This is a genomic window from Streptomyces viridochromogenes (assembly GCF_001270495.1).
Classification (GTDB): Bacteria; Actinomycetota; Actinomycetes; order Streptomycetales; family Streptomycetaceae; genus Streptomyces; species Streptomyces viridochromogenes_A.
The window spans coordinates 126,989-142,791 of sequence record NZ_LGUR01000117.1 but is presented as its reverse complement, the minus strand read 5'-3'; the positions used below and the strand labels follow the sequence as shown (position 1 = coordinate 142,791).

At 70.0% G+C, this 15,803-nt stretch carries 16 protein-coding genes and 2 pseudogenes; 9 read left to right on the top strand and 9 right to left on the bottom strand.

What is annotated here, in order from left to right:
• The first annotated feature begins 68 nt into the window (after window positions 1-68).
• On the top strand, window positions 69-983 hold the full coding sequence (locus ADK36_RS12690; protein WP_048579605.1) for a helix-turn-helix transcriptional regulator: 915 nt from the start codon (window positions 69-71) through the stop codon (window positions 981-983).
• Window positions 984-1,072: 89 nt separating this feature from the next.
• Window positions 1,073-1,492: a GerW family sporulation protein gene (locus ADK36_RS12685; RefSeq protein WP_078916030.1), complete on the top strand. Its 420-nt coding sequence runs from the start codon at window positions 1,073-1,075 to the stop codon at window positions 1,490-1,492.
• A gap of 75 nt (window positions 1,493-1,567) precedes the next feature.
• Here the strand turns inward: ADK36_RS12685 and ADK36_RS12680 are convergent, their stop codons facing one another.
• Window positions 1,568-2,965 (bottom strand): glycoside hydrolase family 16 protein, encoded by a 1,398-nt coding sequence (locus ADK36_RS12680; RefSeq protein WP_048579297.1) that lies wholly within the window; start codon window positions 2,963-2,965, stop codon window positions 1,568-1,570.
• A gap of 271 nt (window positions 2,966-3,236) precedes the next feature.
• On the opposite strand from ADK36_RS12680, the gene ADK36_RS12675 reads away from it, so the two are divergent.
• A complete protein-coding gene (locus ADK36_RS12675) occupies window positions 3,237-3,524 on the top strand; it encodes a DUF1905 domain-containing protein (RefSeq protein WP_053197487.1) in 288 nt (95 codons plus the stop codon).
• 43 nt (window positions 3,525-3,567) lie between these two features.
• Here the strand turns inward: ADK36_RS12675 and ADK36_RS12670 are convergent, their stop codons facing one another.
• Window positions 3,568-4,398, bottom strand: a complete 831-nt coding sequence (locus tag ADK36_RS12670) for an IclR family transcriptional regulator (RefSeq protein ID WP_053197485.1) — start codon at window positions 4,396-4,398, stop codon at window positions 3,568-3,570.
• A 12-nt stretch (window positions 4,399-4,410) separates the two neighbouring features.
• The gene (locus tag ADK36_RS12665; protein WP_199830157.1) at window positions 4,411-4,947 is read right to left on the bottom strand and encodes a MarR family winged helix-turn-helix transcriptional regulator; all 537 of its coding nucleotides are present in this window, start codon (window positions 4,945-4,947) and stop codon (window positions 4,411-4,413) included.
• Window positions 4,948-5,042: 95 nt separating this feature from the next.
• Between ADK36_RS12665 and ADK36_RS12660 the strand changes: the two genes are divergently transcribed.
• The 4 genes from ADK36_RS12660 to ADK36_RS12645 are packed head-to-tail and all read left to right on the top strand — an operon-like array spanning window position 5,043 to window position 8,824.
• Window positions 5,043-5,960, top strand: coding sequence for an SDR family NAD(P)-dependent oxidoreductase (locus ADK36_RS12660; RefSeq protein ID WP_048579294.1), 918 nt, complete (start codon window positions 5,043-5,045; stop codon window positions 5,958-5,960).
• Window positions 5,961-5,971: 11 nt separating this feature from the next.
• Window positions 5,972-6,847: an amidohydrolase family protein gene (locus ADK36_RS12655; protein WP_048579602.1), complete on the top strand. Its 876-nt coding sequence runs from the start codon at window positions 5,972-5,974 to the stop codon at window positions 6,845-6,847.
• A gap of 10 nt (window positions 6,848-6,857) precedes the next feature.
• Window positions 6,858-8,360 carry an acyl-CoA synthetase gene (locus ADK36_RS12650; protein WP_053197484.1) on the top strand — a complete coding sequence of 501 codons (1,503 nt, stop codon included), beginning with the start codon at window positions 6,858-6,860 and terminating at the stop codon, window positions 8,358-8,360.
• 8 nt (window positions 8,361-8,368) lie between these two features.
• Window positions 8,369-8,824 (top strand): MaoC family dehydratase, encoded by a 456-nt coding sequence (locus tag ADK36_RS12645; RefSeq protein WP_048579292.1) that lies wholly within the window; start codon window positions 8,369-8,371, stop codon window positions 8,822-8,824.
• Window positions 8,825-8,827: 3 nt separating this feature from the next.
• Here ADK36_RS12645 and ADK36_RS12640 read toward each other — a convergent pair.
• Together ADK36_RS12640 and ADK36_RS12635 are read right to left on the bottom strand one after the other, a co-directional pair.
• Window positions 8,828-9,673: pseudogene (locus ADK36_RS12640) on the bottom strand (hypothetical protein).
• Window positions 9,673-11,025, bottom strand: a pseudogene (locus ADK36_RS12635) (histidinol-phosphatase); the annotation flags it as partial. The pseudogenes ADK36_RS12635 and ADK36_RS12640, both read right to left, overlap by 1 nt.
• 37 nt (window positions 11,026-11,062) lie before the next feature.
• Here ADK36_RS12635 and ADK36_RS12630 point away from each other — a divergent pair.
• Both ADK36_RS12630 and ADK36_RS12625 read left to right on the top strand, forming a co-directional pair.
• Window positions 11,063-12,727: a recombinase family protein gene (locus ADK36_RS12630; protein ID WP_159391138.1), complete on the top strand. Its 1,665-nt coding sequence runs from the start codon at window positions 11,063-11,065 to the stop codon at window positions 12,725-12,727.
• Between the two features lie 226 nt (window positions 12,728-12,953).
• Window positions 12,954-13,187 (top strand): helix-turn-helix domain-containing protein, encoded by a 234-nt coding sequence (locus ADK36_RS12625; protein ID WP_053197479.1) that lies wholly within the window; start codon window positions 12,954-12,956, stop codon window positions 13,185-13,187.
• A gap of 127 nt (window positions 13,188-13,314) precedes the next feature.
• On the opposite strand, the gene ADK36_RS12620 is transcribed toward ADK36_RS12625, so the two are convergent.
• From ADK36_RS12620 to ADK36_RS12605, 4 genes are all read right to left on the bottom strand, one after another.
• Window positions 13,315-13,494 (bottom strand): hypothetical protein, encoded by a 180-nt coding sequence (locus ADK36_RS12620; protein ID WP_053197478.1) that lies wholly within the window; start codon window positions 13,492-13,494, stop codon window positions 13,315-13,317.
• Entirely contained in the window at window positions 13,491-13,760 is a 270-nt protein-coding gene (locus tag ADK36_RS12615) for a hypothetical protein (protein ID WP_053197475.1), read from the bottom strand. Before ADK36_RS12615 ends, ADK36_RS12620 begins: the two co-directional genes overlap by 4 nt.
• Window positions 13,757-14,179 (bottom strand): hypothetical protein, encoded by a 423-nt coding sequence (locus ADK36_RS12610; protein WP_234329750.1) that lies wholly within the window; start codon window positions 14,177-14,179, stop codon window positions 13,757-13,759. The genes ADK36_RS12615 and ADK36_RS12610 overlap by 4 nt, the downstream gene beginning before the upstream one ends.
• 239 nt (window positions 14,180-14,418) lie before the next feature.
• Window positions 14,419-15,672, bottom strand: coding sequence for a helix-turn-helix domain-containing protein (locus ADK36_RS12605; RefSeq protein ID WP_053197470.1), 1,254 nt, complete (start codon window positions 15,670-15,672; stop codon window positions 14,419-14,421).
• Window positions 15,673-15,803: the final 131 nt, after the last annotated feature.

Here is a 15,803-nt window from a genome sequence, read left to right as displayed (position 1 = left end):
GACACCGTCGCCGGCGCACCGCACGGCTGAGCATGGGCGGCGCGCAACTGAGGCGGCACGAGACGGACATGGTGGACACAAGGGTCGAAGGCGGCGGCGGAGGGGACGTCGGTGACGGAGGGATCAGAACGTTCCCCTTCCCCGTCGAGCTGAGCGTCGGCGGCGTCGGCATGCAGCTCGGCCCGATGGGCGGCGGCGACCACACGTGGCACGCCGACGAGGCGCCGCTGGAGCGCGTGCACCGCATCGACTTCCACGTCGTGATGCTCTTCAGTCAGGGACCCGTGCGCCACATGATCGACTTCACGGAGTACGAGGCGGGCCCCGGCGACCTGCTGTGGATCCGTCCCGGACAGGTCCATCGCTTCTCACGGGCGAGCGAGTACCGGGGGATCGTCCTGGCCATGCAGCCGGGCTTCCTGCCCCGCGCCACGGTCGAGGCCACCGGCCTCTACCGCTACGACCTCCCGCCCCTGCTCCACCCCGACGAAGCGCGGCTCACCGCCCTCCGGTCCTCGCTGGCCCAACTCCAACGCGAGTACGAGGACACGACGACCCTGCCCCTGAGCCTGCACACCGCGGTCCTGCGCCACTCACTGACGGCATTCCTGCTGCGCCTGGCCCACCTCGCCGCGAGTTCGGCGGAGGCCGAGCGCCGCCAGGCCGACACGACCTTCACCCTCTTCCGGGACGCGGTCGAGCAGGGCTTCGCCACCAATCACAGCGTCAGCGCCTACGCCGACCAGCTCGGTTACTCCCGCCGCACCCTCGTCCGCGCCGTCCGCGCCGCCACGGGTCAGACGCCCAAGGGCTTCATCGACCGGCGCGTGATCCTGGAGGCCAAGCGGCTCCTGGCGCACACGGACATGCCGATCGGGCGCGTGGGTGCGGCGATCGGGTTCCCGGACGCCGCGAACTTCTCCAAGTTCTTCCACCAGCACACGGAGGTGACGCCGGCGGCGTTTCGGTCGGATCTACGGTGACGCTCCGCTGGGTGGGCCGGGAGGAGGTGTCCGTGGTGTGCGGTTCGTTGGGCTGGTTCCGCCCCTGCCGGTGGTGGTACGAGTCCTGGATGACAGCCCGCGAAGAGAACCCAGCCCCCGTGCCGCTGCCGAGCACGGAGATCACCGCGACGCACGCCGCCGACACCCTCCTGGAACATCTGGCCGACAGACTCGGCGGCAGCGCCTCGGTCAAGGCCGTCTACGGCGAACCCGTCACCGCCGACGGCGTCACCGTCGTCCCGGTCGCCAAGGTCGCTTTCGGCCTGGGCGCCGGAGCCGGACGGATCGGCGAACTCGGGACCGGTGAGGGCGGCGGCGGTGGAGGCGGGGTGGATGCCACACCGGTGGGCTACATCGAGATCAGCGGCGGCGTCGCGACATACCGGCCCATCCGCCGCACCTGGACCGACGTCGCGGTCCCGCTCGCCGCCCTCGTGCTCGGCGCCGCGCTCCCGAGAATCGTCCAGGTGTTACGACGGCGACGCTGACCGTGACGACGCCCCGCGAGGGCCGCCGGGCTCTCGCGGGGCATCGACGAGGCAGGTCACCGTGCGACGCACGGGTCAGCGGCCGAAGTTGAACCAGTTCACGTTCACGAAGTCCGACGACTGCCCGCTGGTGAAGGTGAGATAGACGTCGTGGGTGCCGGTCACCCCGCTGATGTTCGCCGGGATGGTCCGCCACGACTGCCAGCCGCCGGTGTTGCCCACGGAGAAGCTGCCGATGGGAGCGTTGCCGCGACTGTCGAGGCGCACCTCGACCAGGCCGCTGACGCCGCCCGCCGCACCGCTCGCCACCCGGGCGACGAACTGGGTGGCCGCCGTGGAACCGAAGTTGACGCCCTTGTACAGCGCCCAGTCGCCGTTCGCCACGGCGCCGATGTTCTGTCCGCCGCCCGAGTCGGAGGTGGTCTCGGCGCTCACGCCGCTCTGACCGTCGTACGACTCGGCCTGAATGGAGCTGTACGCGTCACGGTTGCCCGTCGGCGGGGGCGTGGTACCGCTCCCACCGGCCGACAGTACCTGGACGTAGTCGACGACCATGGCGTGCCCCGGCTGCGTTCCGCTGTCCGGGCCGCCGCCGAAGGCGTCCGGGAAGCCGCCGCCCATGGCCACGTTGAGGATGATGAAGAATCCGTGGTTCGTGGCGTTGGTCCAGGTCGTCGAGTCGACCTGGTTGGCCCGCACGGTGTGGAAGTTGGTGCCGTCGAGGTAGAAGCGGATCTCCTCGGGGCTCGTCGAGCGGTCCCACTCCATCCGGTACGTGTGGAAGCCCGCCTGGCAGGTGGTGCCGGAGCAGGTGGTGTTGGAGCCGATGCCGCTGGTCTCGTTGCAGGGACCGCCCGGTGAGGTGCCGCAGTGCATCGTGGCGTACACCGTGTTCTGGCCCTGCGTGTTCTCCATGATGTCCAGCTCGCCGACGCTGGGCCAGTTCCAGTAGTCGCCGCGGTAGGGCGCGCCCAGCATCCAGAACGCCGGCCAGTACCCCTTGGCGGCGGCCCCGGTCACGTTCGGCACCTGGATCCGGGCCTCCACGCGGAGCTTGCCGCCCGCCGGGGGCTGGAAGTCGGTGCGGTTGGTCTCGACACGGCCGGAGGTCCAGTTGCCGGACGCGTCCCGCCGCGGGGTGATGCGGAGGTTGCCGTTGCCGTCGAGCGCGACGTTGTCGGTGCTGTTCGTCATCGTCTCGATCTCGCCGGTGCCCCAGTTGGCGGGACCGCCGGGATAGCCCTTGCCGGTCGCGTACTGCCAGTTGGCCGTGTTCACGCCGGTGCCGGCGGCGCCGTTGAAGTCGTCCAGGAAGACCTGCGTCCAGCCGGACGGAGGCGTGGGCGCGGAGGCGTTCGCGGACGGCACGGCGACGGTCGCGGCGGCCGCGGCCAGGCCGAGGGTGCCGAGCAGGGCGACGAACGTCCGCCTGAGGGAGCGGTGTCTGCGGTGTATGCCGGAGGGTTCACTCATGGGGGGTGCTGCCTCTCGGTGTACGGAGTGGGGGTGCGGGGTGGGGTTCCTCCCTTTGAGGCTGAGAGCGCTCTCAAAGTGTCGTCAATGTGCTCCCCGTCCATCCGGTCGTCAAGAGGTGAAGCAGAGAAAACCCTTCCGTCGCAGGGGAGTTCACCCTCTGAATGGGGAAATGTGCTGGAGCGCCCATCCGTCGCCCTCCCCGCGCAGCGGAGACCTCGGCCTGGGATCCTGGCGTGGACACTCTGGGAGAGAGAAGAGACCCTGACGTATGGAACTCGCCTTCACCGGCCAGGTGATCGAATGGCGCGGGCCGGCGCCGTACTACTTCGTCAGCGTGCCCGACCAGGAATCCGCCGACCTTCGCGAGGTGGCCGCGATGGCCACGTACGGCTGGGGGGTGATCCCGGTCGAGGCGAGGATCGGCGAAGTCTCCTTCGAGACCTCGCTCTTCCCCAAGGGCGGCGGCTATCTGCTGCCGCTCAAGAAGGCGGTGCGGGCGCCGCAGGGTCTGGGGTCCGGTGACGAGGTGGCCGTGGAGATGACCGTGCGGCTGTAGCGCCGGTCGGACCCGCGGGGCGAAACGCCGTCGTGCGGCGCCCCTACGTCCCCTTCTCCGGCTGCCACCCCAGACCCCGCGAGATCCCGCGCGCCGCGAGCCGCACGGCCGGCACCAGCACCGGGACCTGCGCGTCGGCCTGGGGCACGACCACGGACACGGCGGCGACGACCGACCCGCCCGGACCGCGCACCGGGGCGGCCACCGACAGCGCGTCGTCCGTGACCTGGCGGCTGCTCACCGCGACCCCCGCGCGGCGCACGTCGGCCAGCATGCGGCGCAGCCGGGCCGGTTCGGTGACGGTGTACGGCGTGAAGGAGGCGAGCGGCCCGGCGCAGTACTCCTCCTGGAACTCGGGGTCGCCGTGCGCGAGCAGCGCGAGCCCGACCCCGGTGGCGTGCAGCGGCCAGCGCGCCCCGACCCGGATGTGCACGCCGACCGCGGAGCGTCCCGACAGCCACTCGATGTAGACGACCTCGTTCCCGTCCCGGACCGCCAACTGCACGTTCTCGTGCGTCGCTTCGTACAGGTCCTCCAGGTACGGCAACGCGATCTGCCGCAGTGCCGGCCCGCGCGGCGCCAGTGCCGCGAGCTCCCACAGTCGCAGCCCGACGTGGTAGAGACCGGAGTCGTCCCGCTCCAGGGCGCCCCACTCGGCAAGGGCGGTCACGAGCCGGTGCGCGGTGCTCAGGCTCAGCCCGGCCCGTCGGCTGATGTCCGTCAGGGACAGCGCCGGATGTTCGAGGTCGAAGGCCCCGAGCACGGACAGCAGCCGGTCGGGCGCGGAACGCGGCCCTTTGGCCGGCGCGGGCGGCAGAGACGGCGGGGCCGGCACAGGCGGCGGGGACGGTACCGCGTCGGTGGTCATGGGCACCTCATTACCGCGTCACCCCAGCCCGGACTCGGTGACGCGCTGGAGCAGCGCGTGGAGCTGCTCGCGCTCGGCGGCGTCGAGGGGCTGGAGCAACTCGTTGGTGACACGCTGCCCGGCCTCGTCGGTGTCCCGCAGGAACGCCCGGCCGCCCTCGGTCAGGACGATGATCCGGCTGCGGCGGTCGTCGGGGGAGGGGCGCCGCTCGGCGAAGCCCAGCTTCTCCAGGTCGTCGACCAGGCCGACGATCGCGCTCGGGTCGTAGCCGAGCGACGCGCTCAGCTCGCGCTGGAGCGCGCCCGGCGACGTGGCGAGGAACCGCAGCACCGCGTAGTGGCGCAGCCGCACCCCCGACTCCTGCAGGAACGTGTTGAACAACTGACCCGAGCGCAGGCCCATGCGGTACAGCAGGTAACCCGTGTCCGCGTGCAGTCCGCGCATCCACGGTTCGTTCGCGTCGATGGGTGCCGGGTTCTTGGCGTGCTGGCGGGCGATGGCGGACTCCCTGGTCTCGGCCCCGGTGCCGGGGTTCCTCTGTACAGATTCCAGCATGACGCACCCGAAGGTCACCAACAACTATTGACGACATCAATTATTGCTCTTAACTTCGATCTCGTAGCCGCACCCCACGTCGAAGGGACCCTCCCTTGCCCAGCATCGATCTCACCGGCAAGGCCGCCGTCGTCACCGGCAGCGGCCGGGGCCTCGGCCTCGCCTACGCCCACGCCCTGGCCGCGCACGGCGCCTCCGTGGTCGTCAACGACATCGACGAGGCCGTGGCGGAGGCGGCCGTGAAGTCCATCACCGAGGCCGGCGGCACCGCCGTCGCCGAGGTCGTCCCGGTCGGCACGACCGAGGCCGCGGAGCGGCTGGTGAACCGCGCGGTCGAGGAGTTCGGGCGGCTCGACATCCTGGTGACCAACGCGGGCATCCTGCGCGACAAGGTCCTGTGGAAGATGACCGACGAGGACTTCGACGCGGTGATCACCACCCATCTCAAGGGCACCTTCACCTGCGCCCGCGCCGCCGCCGTCCGGATGCGCGAGCAGGGCGAGGGCGGCACCCTGATCCTGGTCGGCTCCCCGGCCGGTCAGCGCGGCAACTTCGGCCAGACGAACTACGCCGCCGCCAAGGCCGGCATCGCCGCTTTCGCCCGCACCTGGTCGATGGAGCTGGGCCGCGCGAACATCACCGTCAACGCGATCGTGCCGGTCGCCGCGACCGCCATGACCGAGACCATCCCCGCCTTCGCCCCGTACATCGAGGCGATGAAGAACGGCGAGCCGCTGCCCGACTTCCTGCGCAAGGGCGAGGGCTTCGGCACCCCCGAGGACTGCGCGGCCCTCGTCCCCTTCCTCGCCTCCGAGGCGGCCCGGGGCGTAACCGGCCAGGCCATCGGCGTCGGCGGCGACAAGGTGGCACTCTGGTCGCATCCGCACGAGATCGCGGCGGTCTACGCCGACGGCGGCTGGACCCCCGACACCCTGGCCGACGTCTGGCCCACCTCGGTCGGCGCCGAACTCCAGTCGGTCGGTATCCCGGCGCCCAAGTTCCCGGAGGCGTGATGGCCCTGGCCATGAATGTCGACGACCTCGTCGCGATCGACGTCCACACCCACGCGGAGGTGTCCTCCAAGGGCCACTCCTCCCTGGACGACGACCTGCACGACGCCTCCTCGGCCTACTTCAAGGTCGAGGGCAAGCGGAAGCCGACCCTGGAGGAGACCGCCGCGTACTACCGCGAGCGGAAGATGGCCGCCGTGATCTTCACGGTCGACGCCGAGTCCGCCACCGGCACCGCGCCCGTCCCGAACGAGGAGGTCGCGGAGGCCGCGGCCGCCAACGCGGACGTCCTCATCCCCTTCGCCTCCATCGACCCCTTCCGCGGCAAGGCGGGCGTGAAGCAGGCCAGGCGCCTGGTCGAGGAGTACGGGGTGCGGGGCTTCAAGTTCCACCCCAGCATCCAGGGCTTCTTCCCCAACGACCGCTCGGTGGCGTACGACCTCTACGAGGTGATCGAGGAGACGGGCACCATCGCCCTCTTCCACACGGGCCAGACGGGCATCGGCGCCGGAGTCCCCGGCGGGGGCGGCATCCGGCTGAAGTACTCGAACCCCCTCCACGTGGACGACGTGGCGGCCGACTTCCCGCATCTGAAGATCATCCTGGCGCATCCGTCCTTCCCCTGGCAGGACGAGGCCCTCGCCGTCGCCACGCACAAGCCGGGCGTGCACATCGACCTGTCCGGCTGGTCGCCGAAGTACTTCCCGCCGCAGCTGGTGCAGTACGCCAACACCCTGCTGAAGGACAAGGTCCTCTTCGGCTCCGACTTCCCCGTCCTCACCCCCGACCGCTGGCTCGCCGACTTCGAGAAGCTGTCGATCAAGGACGAGGTGAAGCCGAAGATCCTCAAGGAGAACGCCGCCCGGCTGCTCGGGCTGACGAAACCGTAAGGGGCGTGACATGCGCAACGAGGGACTGGGGTCATGGCCCGCACGCCGGGCCCGCAAGACCCCGCACCGCACCGCCCTGATCCACGGCGAGACGTCCACCGACTACCGCACCCTGCACACCCGCACGACCCGTCTCGCCCACGCCCTGCGCGAGAGGGGCGTGCGCCGCGGCGACCGCATCGCCTACCTCGGCCCGAACCACCCCTCCTACCTGGAGACCCTGTTCGCGGCCGGCACGCTCGGCGCGGTCTTCGTCCCGCTCAACACCCGCCTGGCCGGACCCGAGATCGCCTACCAACTCGCCGACTCCGGCGCCAAGGCCCTCGTCTACGGCCCGTCGCACGCCGGGCTGGTGGCCGGACTGCCGGGCAGCACGGACGTCCGCACCTACGTCGAAGTGGGCGCCGAGTACGAGGAGGCGCTCGCCTCGGCCTCCGAGGAGCCCATCGACACACCGGTCACCCCGGACGACACCTGCATCATCATGTACACCTCGGGGACGACCGGCCGCCCCAAGGGCGCGATGCTCACCCACGGCAACATCATCTGGAACGCGATCAACGTCCTCGTCGACACCGACCTGATCGCCGACGAACGCGCCCTGGTCTCGGCCCCGTTGTTCCACACGGCCGGCCTGAACATGCTGACGCTCCCGGTCCTGCTCAAGGGCGGCGCCTGTGTCCTGGTCGAGGCATTCGACCCGGATGCCACCCTCGACCTGGTCGAACGGCACCGGATCACCTTCATGTTCGGCGTACCGACCATGTTCGACCAGATCGCCCGCCACCCCCGCTGGCCCGACGCCGACCTGTCCTCCCTCCGCATCCTGACCTGCGGCGGCTCCCCGGTCCCCACCCCGCTCATCGCCGCCTACCAGGAACGCGACCTGACGTTCCTTCAGGGCTACGGCATGACGGAGGCCGCGCCCGGCACCCTGTTCCTGGACGCCGAACACTCGGTGAGCAAGGCCGGTTCGGCGGGCGTACCGCACTTCTTCAGCGACGTACGCGTCGTACGGCCGGACATGGCGCCGGTCGACGTCGGAGAGACCGGCGAGGTCGTGCTCCGCGGACCGCACGTCATGCCCGGCTACTGGGGGCTGCCCGAGGAGACGGCCGCGTCCTTCGCCGACGGCTGGTTCCGCAGCGGGGACGCGGCCCGCATCGACGAGGACGGCTATGTCTTCATCGTCGACCGGATCAAGGACATGATTATTTCCGGCGGCGAGAACATCTACCCCGCCGAGATCGAGGACCTGCTCCTCGCCCACCCGGACATCGTCGAGTGCGCGGTCATCGGCGTGCCCGACGACAAGTGGGGCGAGGTGCCGCGCGCGGTCGTCGTCCCCCGCGAGGGCACCACGCCCGACCCCGACGAGATCCTCGCGTCCCTCGCCGGTCGCCTCGCCAAGTACAAGATTCCCAAGTCGGTGGTCCTCGCGGAGGAACTCCCGCGCACCGCCTCGGGAAAGCTCCTCAAGTCCCGTGTCCGTACCCGGTACGGCAACAGTTAAGGAACCCCATGAGCATCACCGTGAACGGCCTCGACGAACTGAAGAAGCTGGCGGGCAGCGACCTCGGCACCAGCGAGTGGATCGAGATCACCCAGGACCGCATCAACACGTTCGCCGACGCCACGGGTGACCACCAGTGGATCCACGTGGACCCGGAGAAGGCGGCCGAGGGACCGTTCGGAGCCCCCATCGCCCACGGCTACCTCACCCTCTCCCTCTTCATCCCCCTGTTCACCGAGCTGCTCGACGTCCAGGGCGTCACCACGAAGGTCAACTACGGCCTGAACAAGGTGCGTTTCCCCTCGCCGGTCAAGGTCGGCTCGCGGATCCGGCTCGTCGGGAAGCTGACGGAGGTCGAGGACGTGCCGGGCGGGGTGCAGATCACCGTCGACGGCACCATAGAGATCGACGGCGGCGGGAAGCCCGCCGCCGTCCTGCAGAGTCTGTCGCGGTTCTACGCCTGACCGTCAGCCCTGCCGGTAGGAGTACACGGCGGTCGCCACCGCGCACACCCCGGGCGGGATCATCTCCGCCCGCAGGGTGCCGCTGTTCACGTCGTAGTCGACGCCCTCCGTCTCGAAGGTGCCCGAACACACGCTGCGTTGCGGCAGTGCGAACAGGCTCTTCACCGTGCCGGTGATCGGCCGGCCGTCCACCTTGTGCGGCAGGTCGACCTGGAGGAGGGGGCGGATCTCCGGGAAGAGTGTCCCCGTGGCGTCGTTCGAGGCGCACAGCAGGCGTGTGTCCGTCACGAAGTCGCAGCCCTGGATGTCGCGCACCGGCTTGTCCAGGGTGATCTGCCAGGTCTCCGTCAGGTCCCCGCCCGCCGGCGGGGTGGCCGGGTTGAGCAGGGGCGCGGGGAACACCTGGAGTCTTCGCTGCTAACCCCACTCGCCCGACACCAGCCACTGCCCGTCGGGCGAGACGGCGGCGAAGGAGTTGTTCAGCTTCTCGCCCGGGTTGAGCCGGTGGACGTACTCGTAGCGCTTCCCGGCCGGGGTCGTCACCGCGAACATCTTCGACGTGGCCGTGTCGGGGCCCTGGTAGGCGTCGAAGACGTGGCCCCGCGCGATGTCCGGGTCCCCGACGTGGTTCCAGCCCTTGATCCGCAGGTCCAGTGGGATGGAGGCGAGCCCGCGGTACAGCAGTGTGCCGTCCGCGCGGCTCGCCAGCCCCTGTCCGCCGCCGAGCGTGTCCGTGTACGCCGTGCCGGTCTGCGCCCAGTGCGGGGCCGTGTCGGCGGCGGCCGCCGTCCCCGCACCGAGGGTGAGCGCGACCGATAAGCAACCGAGAGTGCGGAGATGACGCTTCATCAGGCCCCTGCCACGTCGACGAATACGGGGTTCGAATAGAACCACGTATCGGCCCACGGGTCACCGTCTCCGGGCGTGTGCGGGATCGGCCCGTGCGGGTCGACCGAGGCGCCGAGATAGCCCGCGCCGTGACGGTTGCCGTCGCTGCCGCGCAGCCGCACGTAGAAGGACTCGCTTCCGGCGGACAGCGGGATGCTCAGGGTGTACGTCCCCTTGCGGCCGCTGACGTCCTTCGTCCGCACCACCTTGGTGTCCGGGGCCTGCCAGGTGTTCCGGTCGGTCACCGGGCAGCGCACCGCGCCCCGGATGACGTCCACGTGCGCCAACTCCGGGAGGATCCCCTGGGAGTTGGGCCGGGACGCGGTCGTGACCGTCACGTTCAGCGTGAGCTTCTCGCCCTTGCGCACCCGCAGCCGGCCGCCCAGGGTGACGCCCCGACCATGGTCGCAGTCCCGCTTGAGGCGGACGTCGAGGCCGTCGAGCAGATGCCCGTGGTCGAGCCAGACCCGGCCCGCGCGCAGGCCCGCCATCACCGCGCGGTAGCCGTAGCGGGTCACACCGACGTGGGTGCGGCTGAACTGGCCCGGCCAGAAGTCGCTGCCCGGCTGCGGGGTGGTGGTGTCGACCGGGTCGGGCAGCTTGCCGGTGGTGTCGAAGTTCTGGCCCGCAGGCCAGTCGCCGTTCTTCCAGGTGTCGAAGACGATGCGGTGCGCGTCGGAGTTGGTGGTGATCGAGAAGAGCCGGCCCTCGGCCAGCATCGAGTCCCACAGACCGCCCACCGTCGCGGTCGCCCAGTCGAAGCCGCCGTACGTCAGATACGCGTCCGCCGGGTAGCCCGCCCATGACTGCGCCGACGGCTTGTTCTCGTACTCGCCGCGGATCGAGGTCGCGCCGCGCCACCCGGGGATGGCCGCGCCCTGGGCGCCGGGCGCGCCCTCCATGCCGACCATGATCTCGGGAGCCGCGTCCCGCCAGGCCCGCATCTCGTGCGGGGAGTCGATACCGAGCCGCATCGGGTGGTTGGCGAGGACCAGGACGTCGTCCACGTAGCCCGTGCGGCGCTGCTCGGCCAGCCACTTGAGGGCCTTCACCGCGTGGGCCTCGTTGCGGGCCGTGTCAGCGTCGGCGGCCCCGCCCTTGTCGTAGCCGAGCAGCTTGCCGTCGTAGGCGCTCTCGAACCGCGTGAGCAGGTCGACCTCGTGCGCGCCGGGCGCCGCGAAGACCGTGCAGTGCTCGGCGGCCGGGATGTACCACTCCAGGCCCTGGAAGATGAGCTGGCGCGGGTTCTCGGCGCGCGCCCTGAGGATCTCCTCGTGCTCCAGCGCGGCCCCGTACTTGGCGTGGCCGAAGTGCTGCGAAGGTGACCTCTAAAGTGGCATGCTCAGGCACGTGCCCGAACATGTTCACACCGCCATCGCCGCGGTCCGCCGAGTAGTCCGCTGCTTCATCTACGCCCGCATCAGTGAAGACCGCGAAGGCGCCCACCTCGCCACCGAGCGGCAGACCAACGACTGCCGTGAACTCGCCGGGCGGCTCTCCGACGCGACCACCGAGTACCGGATCGTCCGCGTCTTCGAGGACAACGACCTCTCCGCGTACAGCGGCAAGCCGCGACCCGACTACAAAGCGATGCTCGAAGAGCTCCGCCGCGGCGAAGGAGACTGCGTCCTGGCTTGGCACACCGACCGCCTCCACCGCTCCCCAGCCGAGCTGGAGGAGTACATCGACGTCTGCGGGCCGGCCGCTATCCCCACCCGCACCGTCAAGGCGGGCGACCTCGACCTGTCCACCGCCACCGGCAGGATGATCGCCCGCCAGTTGGGCGTCCAAGCCCGGTACGAAGTCGAGCGGATGATCGAACGGTCGAAGCGGGCCCGGGACCAGAAAGCCCAGCACGGCGAGTACAGCGGCGGCCCCCGCCCATTCGGGTTCGAGTCGGACGGCCGTACCCCCCGCACCCTGGAATGCCCGTCCTGCGGCAAGCACGGCCCCGACGGATTCACAGACCGCCGGCACTGCGAAGGCTGCGGCGCGGACGACCAGTTCACCCGCGACCTCATCTGCAAGGCCTGCGACAGCAGCGACACCCTGCTGGTTATCTTCGCGTGCTCGAACTGCGGGATCGACGCGGGCTTTGCCGCAGACTCGGAAGCCTCCCTCGTCGCGCGGGAGACGCTTGCGGTTCTAGCTGGGGTTTCACTCCGCTCCCTCGTTGCGGAGAACGCGAAGCATGGCGTCGTGTCCGTGCACGGCAACGAGCAGAAGGAAAACCAGCTTCGCAAGTTGCTGATGCGCCCCCGCAACGCGGGGTTGATGCAGCATCGGGGCGAGATCGTGGGGCGTGCGGACTGGATGCGCCTCGTGGACGAGCCGACGTATCGGAGTCTGGTCGCGATGCTGGAGGAGCCGGAACGCCGGTCCTCCACCACGAACGTGCGCCGCCACTTGGGCTCTCGGATCTACGTCTGTGACGAGTGCGACAACGGAAAGCTGAAGGGCTTCCCGCGCCCCGTACGGCGCGGGAAGAAGAAGGGCGCCGGGGCTGAGCGAGGTCCTATGGAGGATGCGTACCGATGCGAGAACGGCTGTGTGACGCGCGACGGGAAGGGCCTGGACGACTACGTGGTGCTTCACGTGATCGAGCGGCTGACGCGGCCGGACGCCGCCGACCTACTGGCCCGCCGTGAGCCGAGTATCAACGTGAGTGCCGTTCAGGCTGAGATGCGGGCTGCGCGCCAGCGGCTGGACGAGCTCGCGACCTCGCTTGGTAAAGGCGAGATGGACATGCAGGAGTGGCGTGCCGCGGCAGCGCCGGCGCGGCTGCGGCTGCAGGCCGCGGAGGAGCAGATGAAGGACGCGGTAAAGGGGAATCCGATCGCGGAGCTCGTGGCGGCCGACGACATCCTCACCGTGTGGAACCACCAGTTCGACCTGTCGCGTCGGCGGGCGGCAATCGATTACCTGATGGAGATTCGGGTGGGGAAGGCGCGGCCGGGCCGGATGCCGGACGGCAGCTACTTCGACAAGGAGTCGATTCGTATCAGGTGGAAGTGACCGGCCGCCGCACGCCTGGGGGGCGGATGCGACGGCCGGCCGTCATTGGCGGGGGGTGTCTTCTTCTACCCTTCGTCGGTGATTTTCCGTAGGCAAGCGCTGCCTCTCGGTATCACCGATTCGCGTGGCATACCTCCCCGATCTGTGCACGATTACCACGCTTGTGATCCACAAATGTACGGTGCACGATACAGACACTCGTTCATGATCCAGACAGCGTGGTCGGGTGCCGTCCGCTCCACCGCCCGACTGGGTCCTCATTCGCCGCCGGGCCATCGGCGAACGCATCCGCGCCGCCCGCCTTCACGCCAACCTCAGCCAGGAAAAGCTGGCCGAGCTGGCAGGGATGGATCGGCAGACGATCAACCGGATTGAACAGGGCCACGCGTCCCCGACCCTGGACACCTTGATCCGGATCGCTGTGGCCCTAGACGTGCCGCTCGCCGGCCTCGTCGGCTGAGGAGGGGCCCGCCGCCAGGTGACAGGGGAGGCACCCGGCGGCGGGCCCACGGCCGCCTCGGGGGACGTAGCGGCCGCCTCGTCCCGCTACCGGCGCGGTCGGCGTCGCGGCCGGTAGCGGGGGCCTGTCACGACCAGCCGGTCTTGGTGTACGTGTGCCAGTGCTTTCCCGTATGGCCGGGCGGCTTCGTGCAGTGCAGGCGCCAGCCCGGGCGTTCGACCCAGCAATAGCCTGCGGCTCGGCCGGCGGACAGCTCAGGACGCACAGTGCCGCGCCCGATACCGGTGCCCGTGTCGGTGTGGCTCATACGTTCACCTTTCCCGCCACCCGGGCGCGCTCTACCTCGCGGCTCTCGCCGTGTGCCGCGAGGTAGAGCGCGCCCAACTCCTTGGCCTCGTCGCAGAAAGGCGCCCCGGTCTCGAAACGTGCGTTGCACTCGCGGCAGCCGGACAGGTGGCCGCAGTAGCTACTGAAAGCGGCCTCCTCGCGGGCGGCGGCCGTCACGACAACGCGCTGCTGGTGGGGAGCCGCGCCGCGGCCGCTCTCCTCCCACTGCTGTTCGACGCGGCTCACTCGCCCACCCCTTCGAGCAGCCGGTCTCGTCCGGCGCCGATCAGACGGCCCACGGTCAGCGGCGCGCACAGTGACGCGGCTGACTCCATCGGCACGGACCAGTACGAGGCCGGGGCCTGAGGGTTCAGTGCGACGGCGTCCAGTGGAGGCACGCCCAGGTAGGCGTCCCTGCCGAGGACTTCCACGTTGATGTCCCGCCAGGTGTCGAGCTTTTTCGCCGACACCGTGCGGGGGACGCTGGCGGGGACGAGTGCGTAGTACCAGGCGCGGCGGGGATCGCAGATGACGGGGCCGCCGTGGAGGACGTCCGCGAGCACGCTGTCGATGTCGCGGGGTGTGAGGGTGCCGGTGAGGGCGAGGATGAGGCTGCCGGGGATACGGACGGCAGAGAACAGCGTGCCGAGGGGCAGCAGAGTCACTCGCTGCCTCTTCCAATCCCTCCGCGCCGGGCCCCTCCAGTCATCGGGGAGTGTCGACAGTAGCCAGTGCTCGGTGGCGAGTCGGCGGTCTGCGGCGGGGTGGATGAGGACCCCGGGCTGTGGTTCGAGTGGCTTTCGTACGTCGGACACGACTGCTCCCCGCGTGCGTCTGTGATCGCTACATCACTGACCGTAGGCGCGGGTGGGTAGGGCAGAGGACCGGAATCCGGTCCCCTCCATTACGCGGCCAAGATGCCGATCTCCACGGCAAGTTGCGACGCCCGGCGCCTCCGCGGCGCCTGCTTCGACTCGACCTCTTCGAGGATGATCCGCCGCGCGTACCCGTTGTACGCGATGGTCTCCGGGGCGGCACGGTACGCCTTCTCCAGAGTGGCGATCGCGACGTCCGGCTGCGCGTCCAGCTGGTAGCCGCGCGCCTCCTCGATCCGGTGCCGTGCACGGCGCGGCCTCGAAGGGATCGTGACCTCGTCCGCGCGAGCCGCCTGCCGCACGCTCTCGCCACCCTGGTGCAGCTCCACAGCGACGGTGACGGCGTGGGCGCCCATGATGGCCTGCGAGAACGACGTGATCGGATGGTAGTAGCCGCCGGGCAGACGGGCGGCCATGTCGTTGGCCTTGTCCCAGTGCCGCCACGCCGTACCGGTCTCGCGGCGGCGGGCGGCGGTGTAGCCGAGCTCGAACTCCAGCGCGCCCGCGATGGCCAGCACGTCATCGTCGGCGTCGGGCAAGAGGGGTTCGAGGAACCGTACCGCCTCCACGTTGATGGCGTCGGCGGCGTCGAAGTGGCGGGCGCCGGAGTCGCGGTGGGCCTGCGCGAGCAGCCACGCGGCCACGCCGATGGCGTGCGGGTCCCCACTGTCCTGGGCGGCGACCATGCCGCGCTCGGCGACCCGCCACAGCAGGCTTGCGTCAGGTTGGTAGGCGATGAAGAACTGCGACAGCGAGTACGTCTGGGCGAGGAGGGACTGAGCGCGCCGGCGCTCATTGCCCGAGTCCGCGTGCCGGACCAATGCCTGCGCGTCGCGGATCAGGTCGGGCAGGAGCTTGCCGATCTCCTCGCGGTGGTTCTTCGCCGCGTGGCGGGCGGTCCATGCGCGAGCGAGACGCGCCTCGACGTGCGCCACGGGCGGGGGTTCGATGCTGGAAGTGAGCGCAAAGTTGTCGATGGCGGCCTTCACCGCGGCGAGGCGGGGATGGCCCGGACCGACGAAAAGATCAACGTGCATGTCAGGTAGACCCGTCAGGTCGGCGAGGTCGCGTACCCGTAGGGCCTCGGCGATCCGCATCACCATGTCGAGGCCGGGCGCCTGCTGCTGCCCGTTCTCGATCTTCTTCAGGGTGTGCGGTGAGACGCCGATGAAGTCGGCGAGTTGCGCGCGGGTCATGCCCCGGCGCTCGCGGAGAATCTGCACCCGCTGGCCGAACTTCAGCGGGTCGGCGTACGGGTCCGGGGTAGCATCAGAAGGCGACATGGCCTTGCCTCTCTCTGAACAGCTCGTCACTGTCAGGGTATGGGGCAAGGCCAGCCTCATGTGAGGGCTCTGGGCAGCCTGACATTTGGTTGACGGCCGGTGTCGGTGTGGGCCCGTAGGCTTGTCCCCAT

What these genes read in the sequence shown, in the direction of transcription:
- ADK36_RS12690 (WP_048579605.1), top strand. Translation starts at nt 69, where the DNA reads ATGGTGGACACAAGGGTCGAAGGCGGCGGCGGAGGGGACGTCGGTGAC.
- ADK36_RS12645 (WP_048579292.1), top strand. Translation starts at nt 8,369, where the DNA reads ATGAGCATCACCGTGAACGGCCTCGACGAACTGAAGAAGCTGGCGGGC.
- ADK36_RS12650 (WP_053197484.1), top strand. Translation starts at nt 6,858, where the DNA reads ATGCGCAACGAGGGACTGGGGTCATGGCCCGCACGCCGGGCCCGCAAG.
- ADK36_RS12655 (WP_048579602.1), top strand. Translation starts at nt 5,972, where the DNA reads ATGAATGTCGACGACCTCGTCGCGATCGACGTCCACACCCACGCGGAG.
- ADK36_RS12685 (WP_078916030.1), top strand. Translation starts at nt 1,073, where the DNA reads ATGACAGCCCGCGAAGAGAACCCAGCCCCCGTGCCGCTGCCGAGCACG.
- ADK36_RS12680 (WP_048579297.1), bottom strand. Translation starts at nt 2,965, where the DNA reads ATGAGTGAACCCTCCGGCATACACCGCAGACACCGCTCCCTCAGGCGG.
- ADK36_RS12675 (WP_053197487.1), top strand. Translation starts at nt 3,237, where the DNA reads ATGGAACTCGCCTTCACCGGCCAGGTGATCGAATGGCGCGGGCCGGCG.
- ADK36_RS12620 (WP_053197478.1), bottom strand. Translation starts at nt 13,494, where the DNA reads ATGAGCCACACCGACACGGGCACCGGTATCGGGCGCGGCACTGTGCGT.
- ADK36_RS12605 (WP_053197470.1), bottom strand. Translation starts at nt 15,672, where the DNA reads ATGTCGCCTTCTGATGCTACCCCGGACCCGTACGCCGACCCGCTGAAG.
- ADK36_RS12665 (WP_199830157.1), bottom strand. Translation starts at nt 4,947, where the DNA reads ATGCTGGAATCTGTACAGAGGAACCCCGGCACCGGGGCCGAGACCAGG.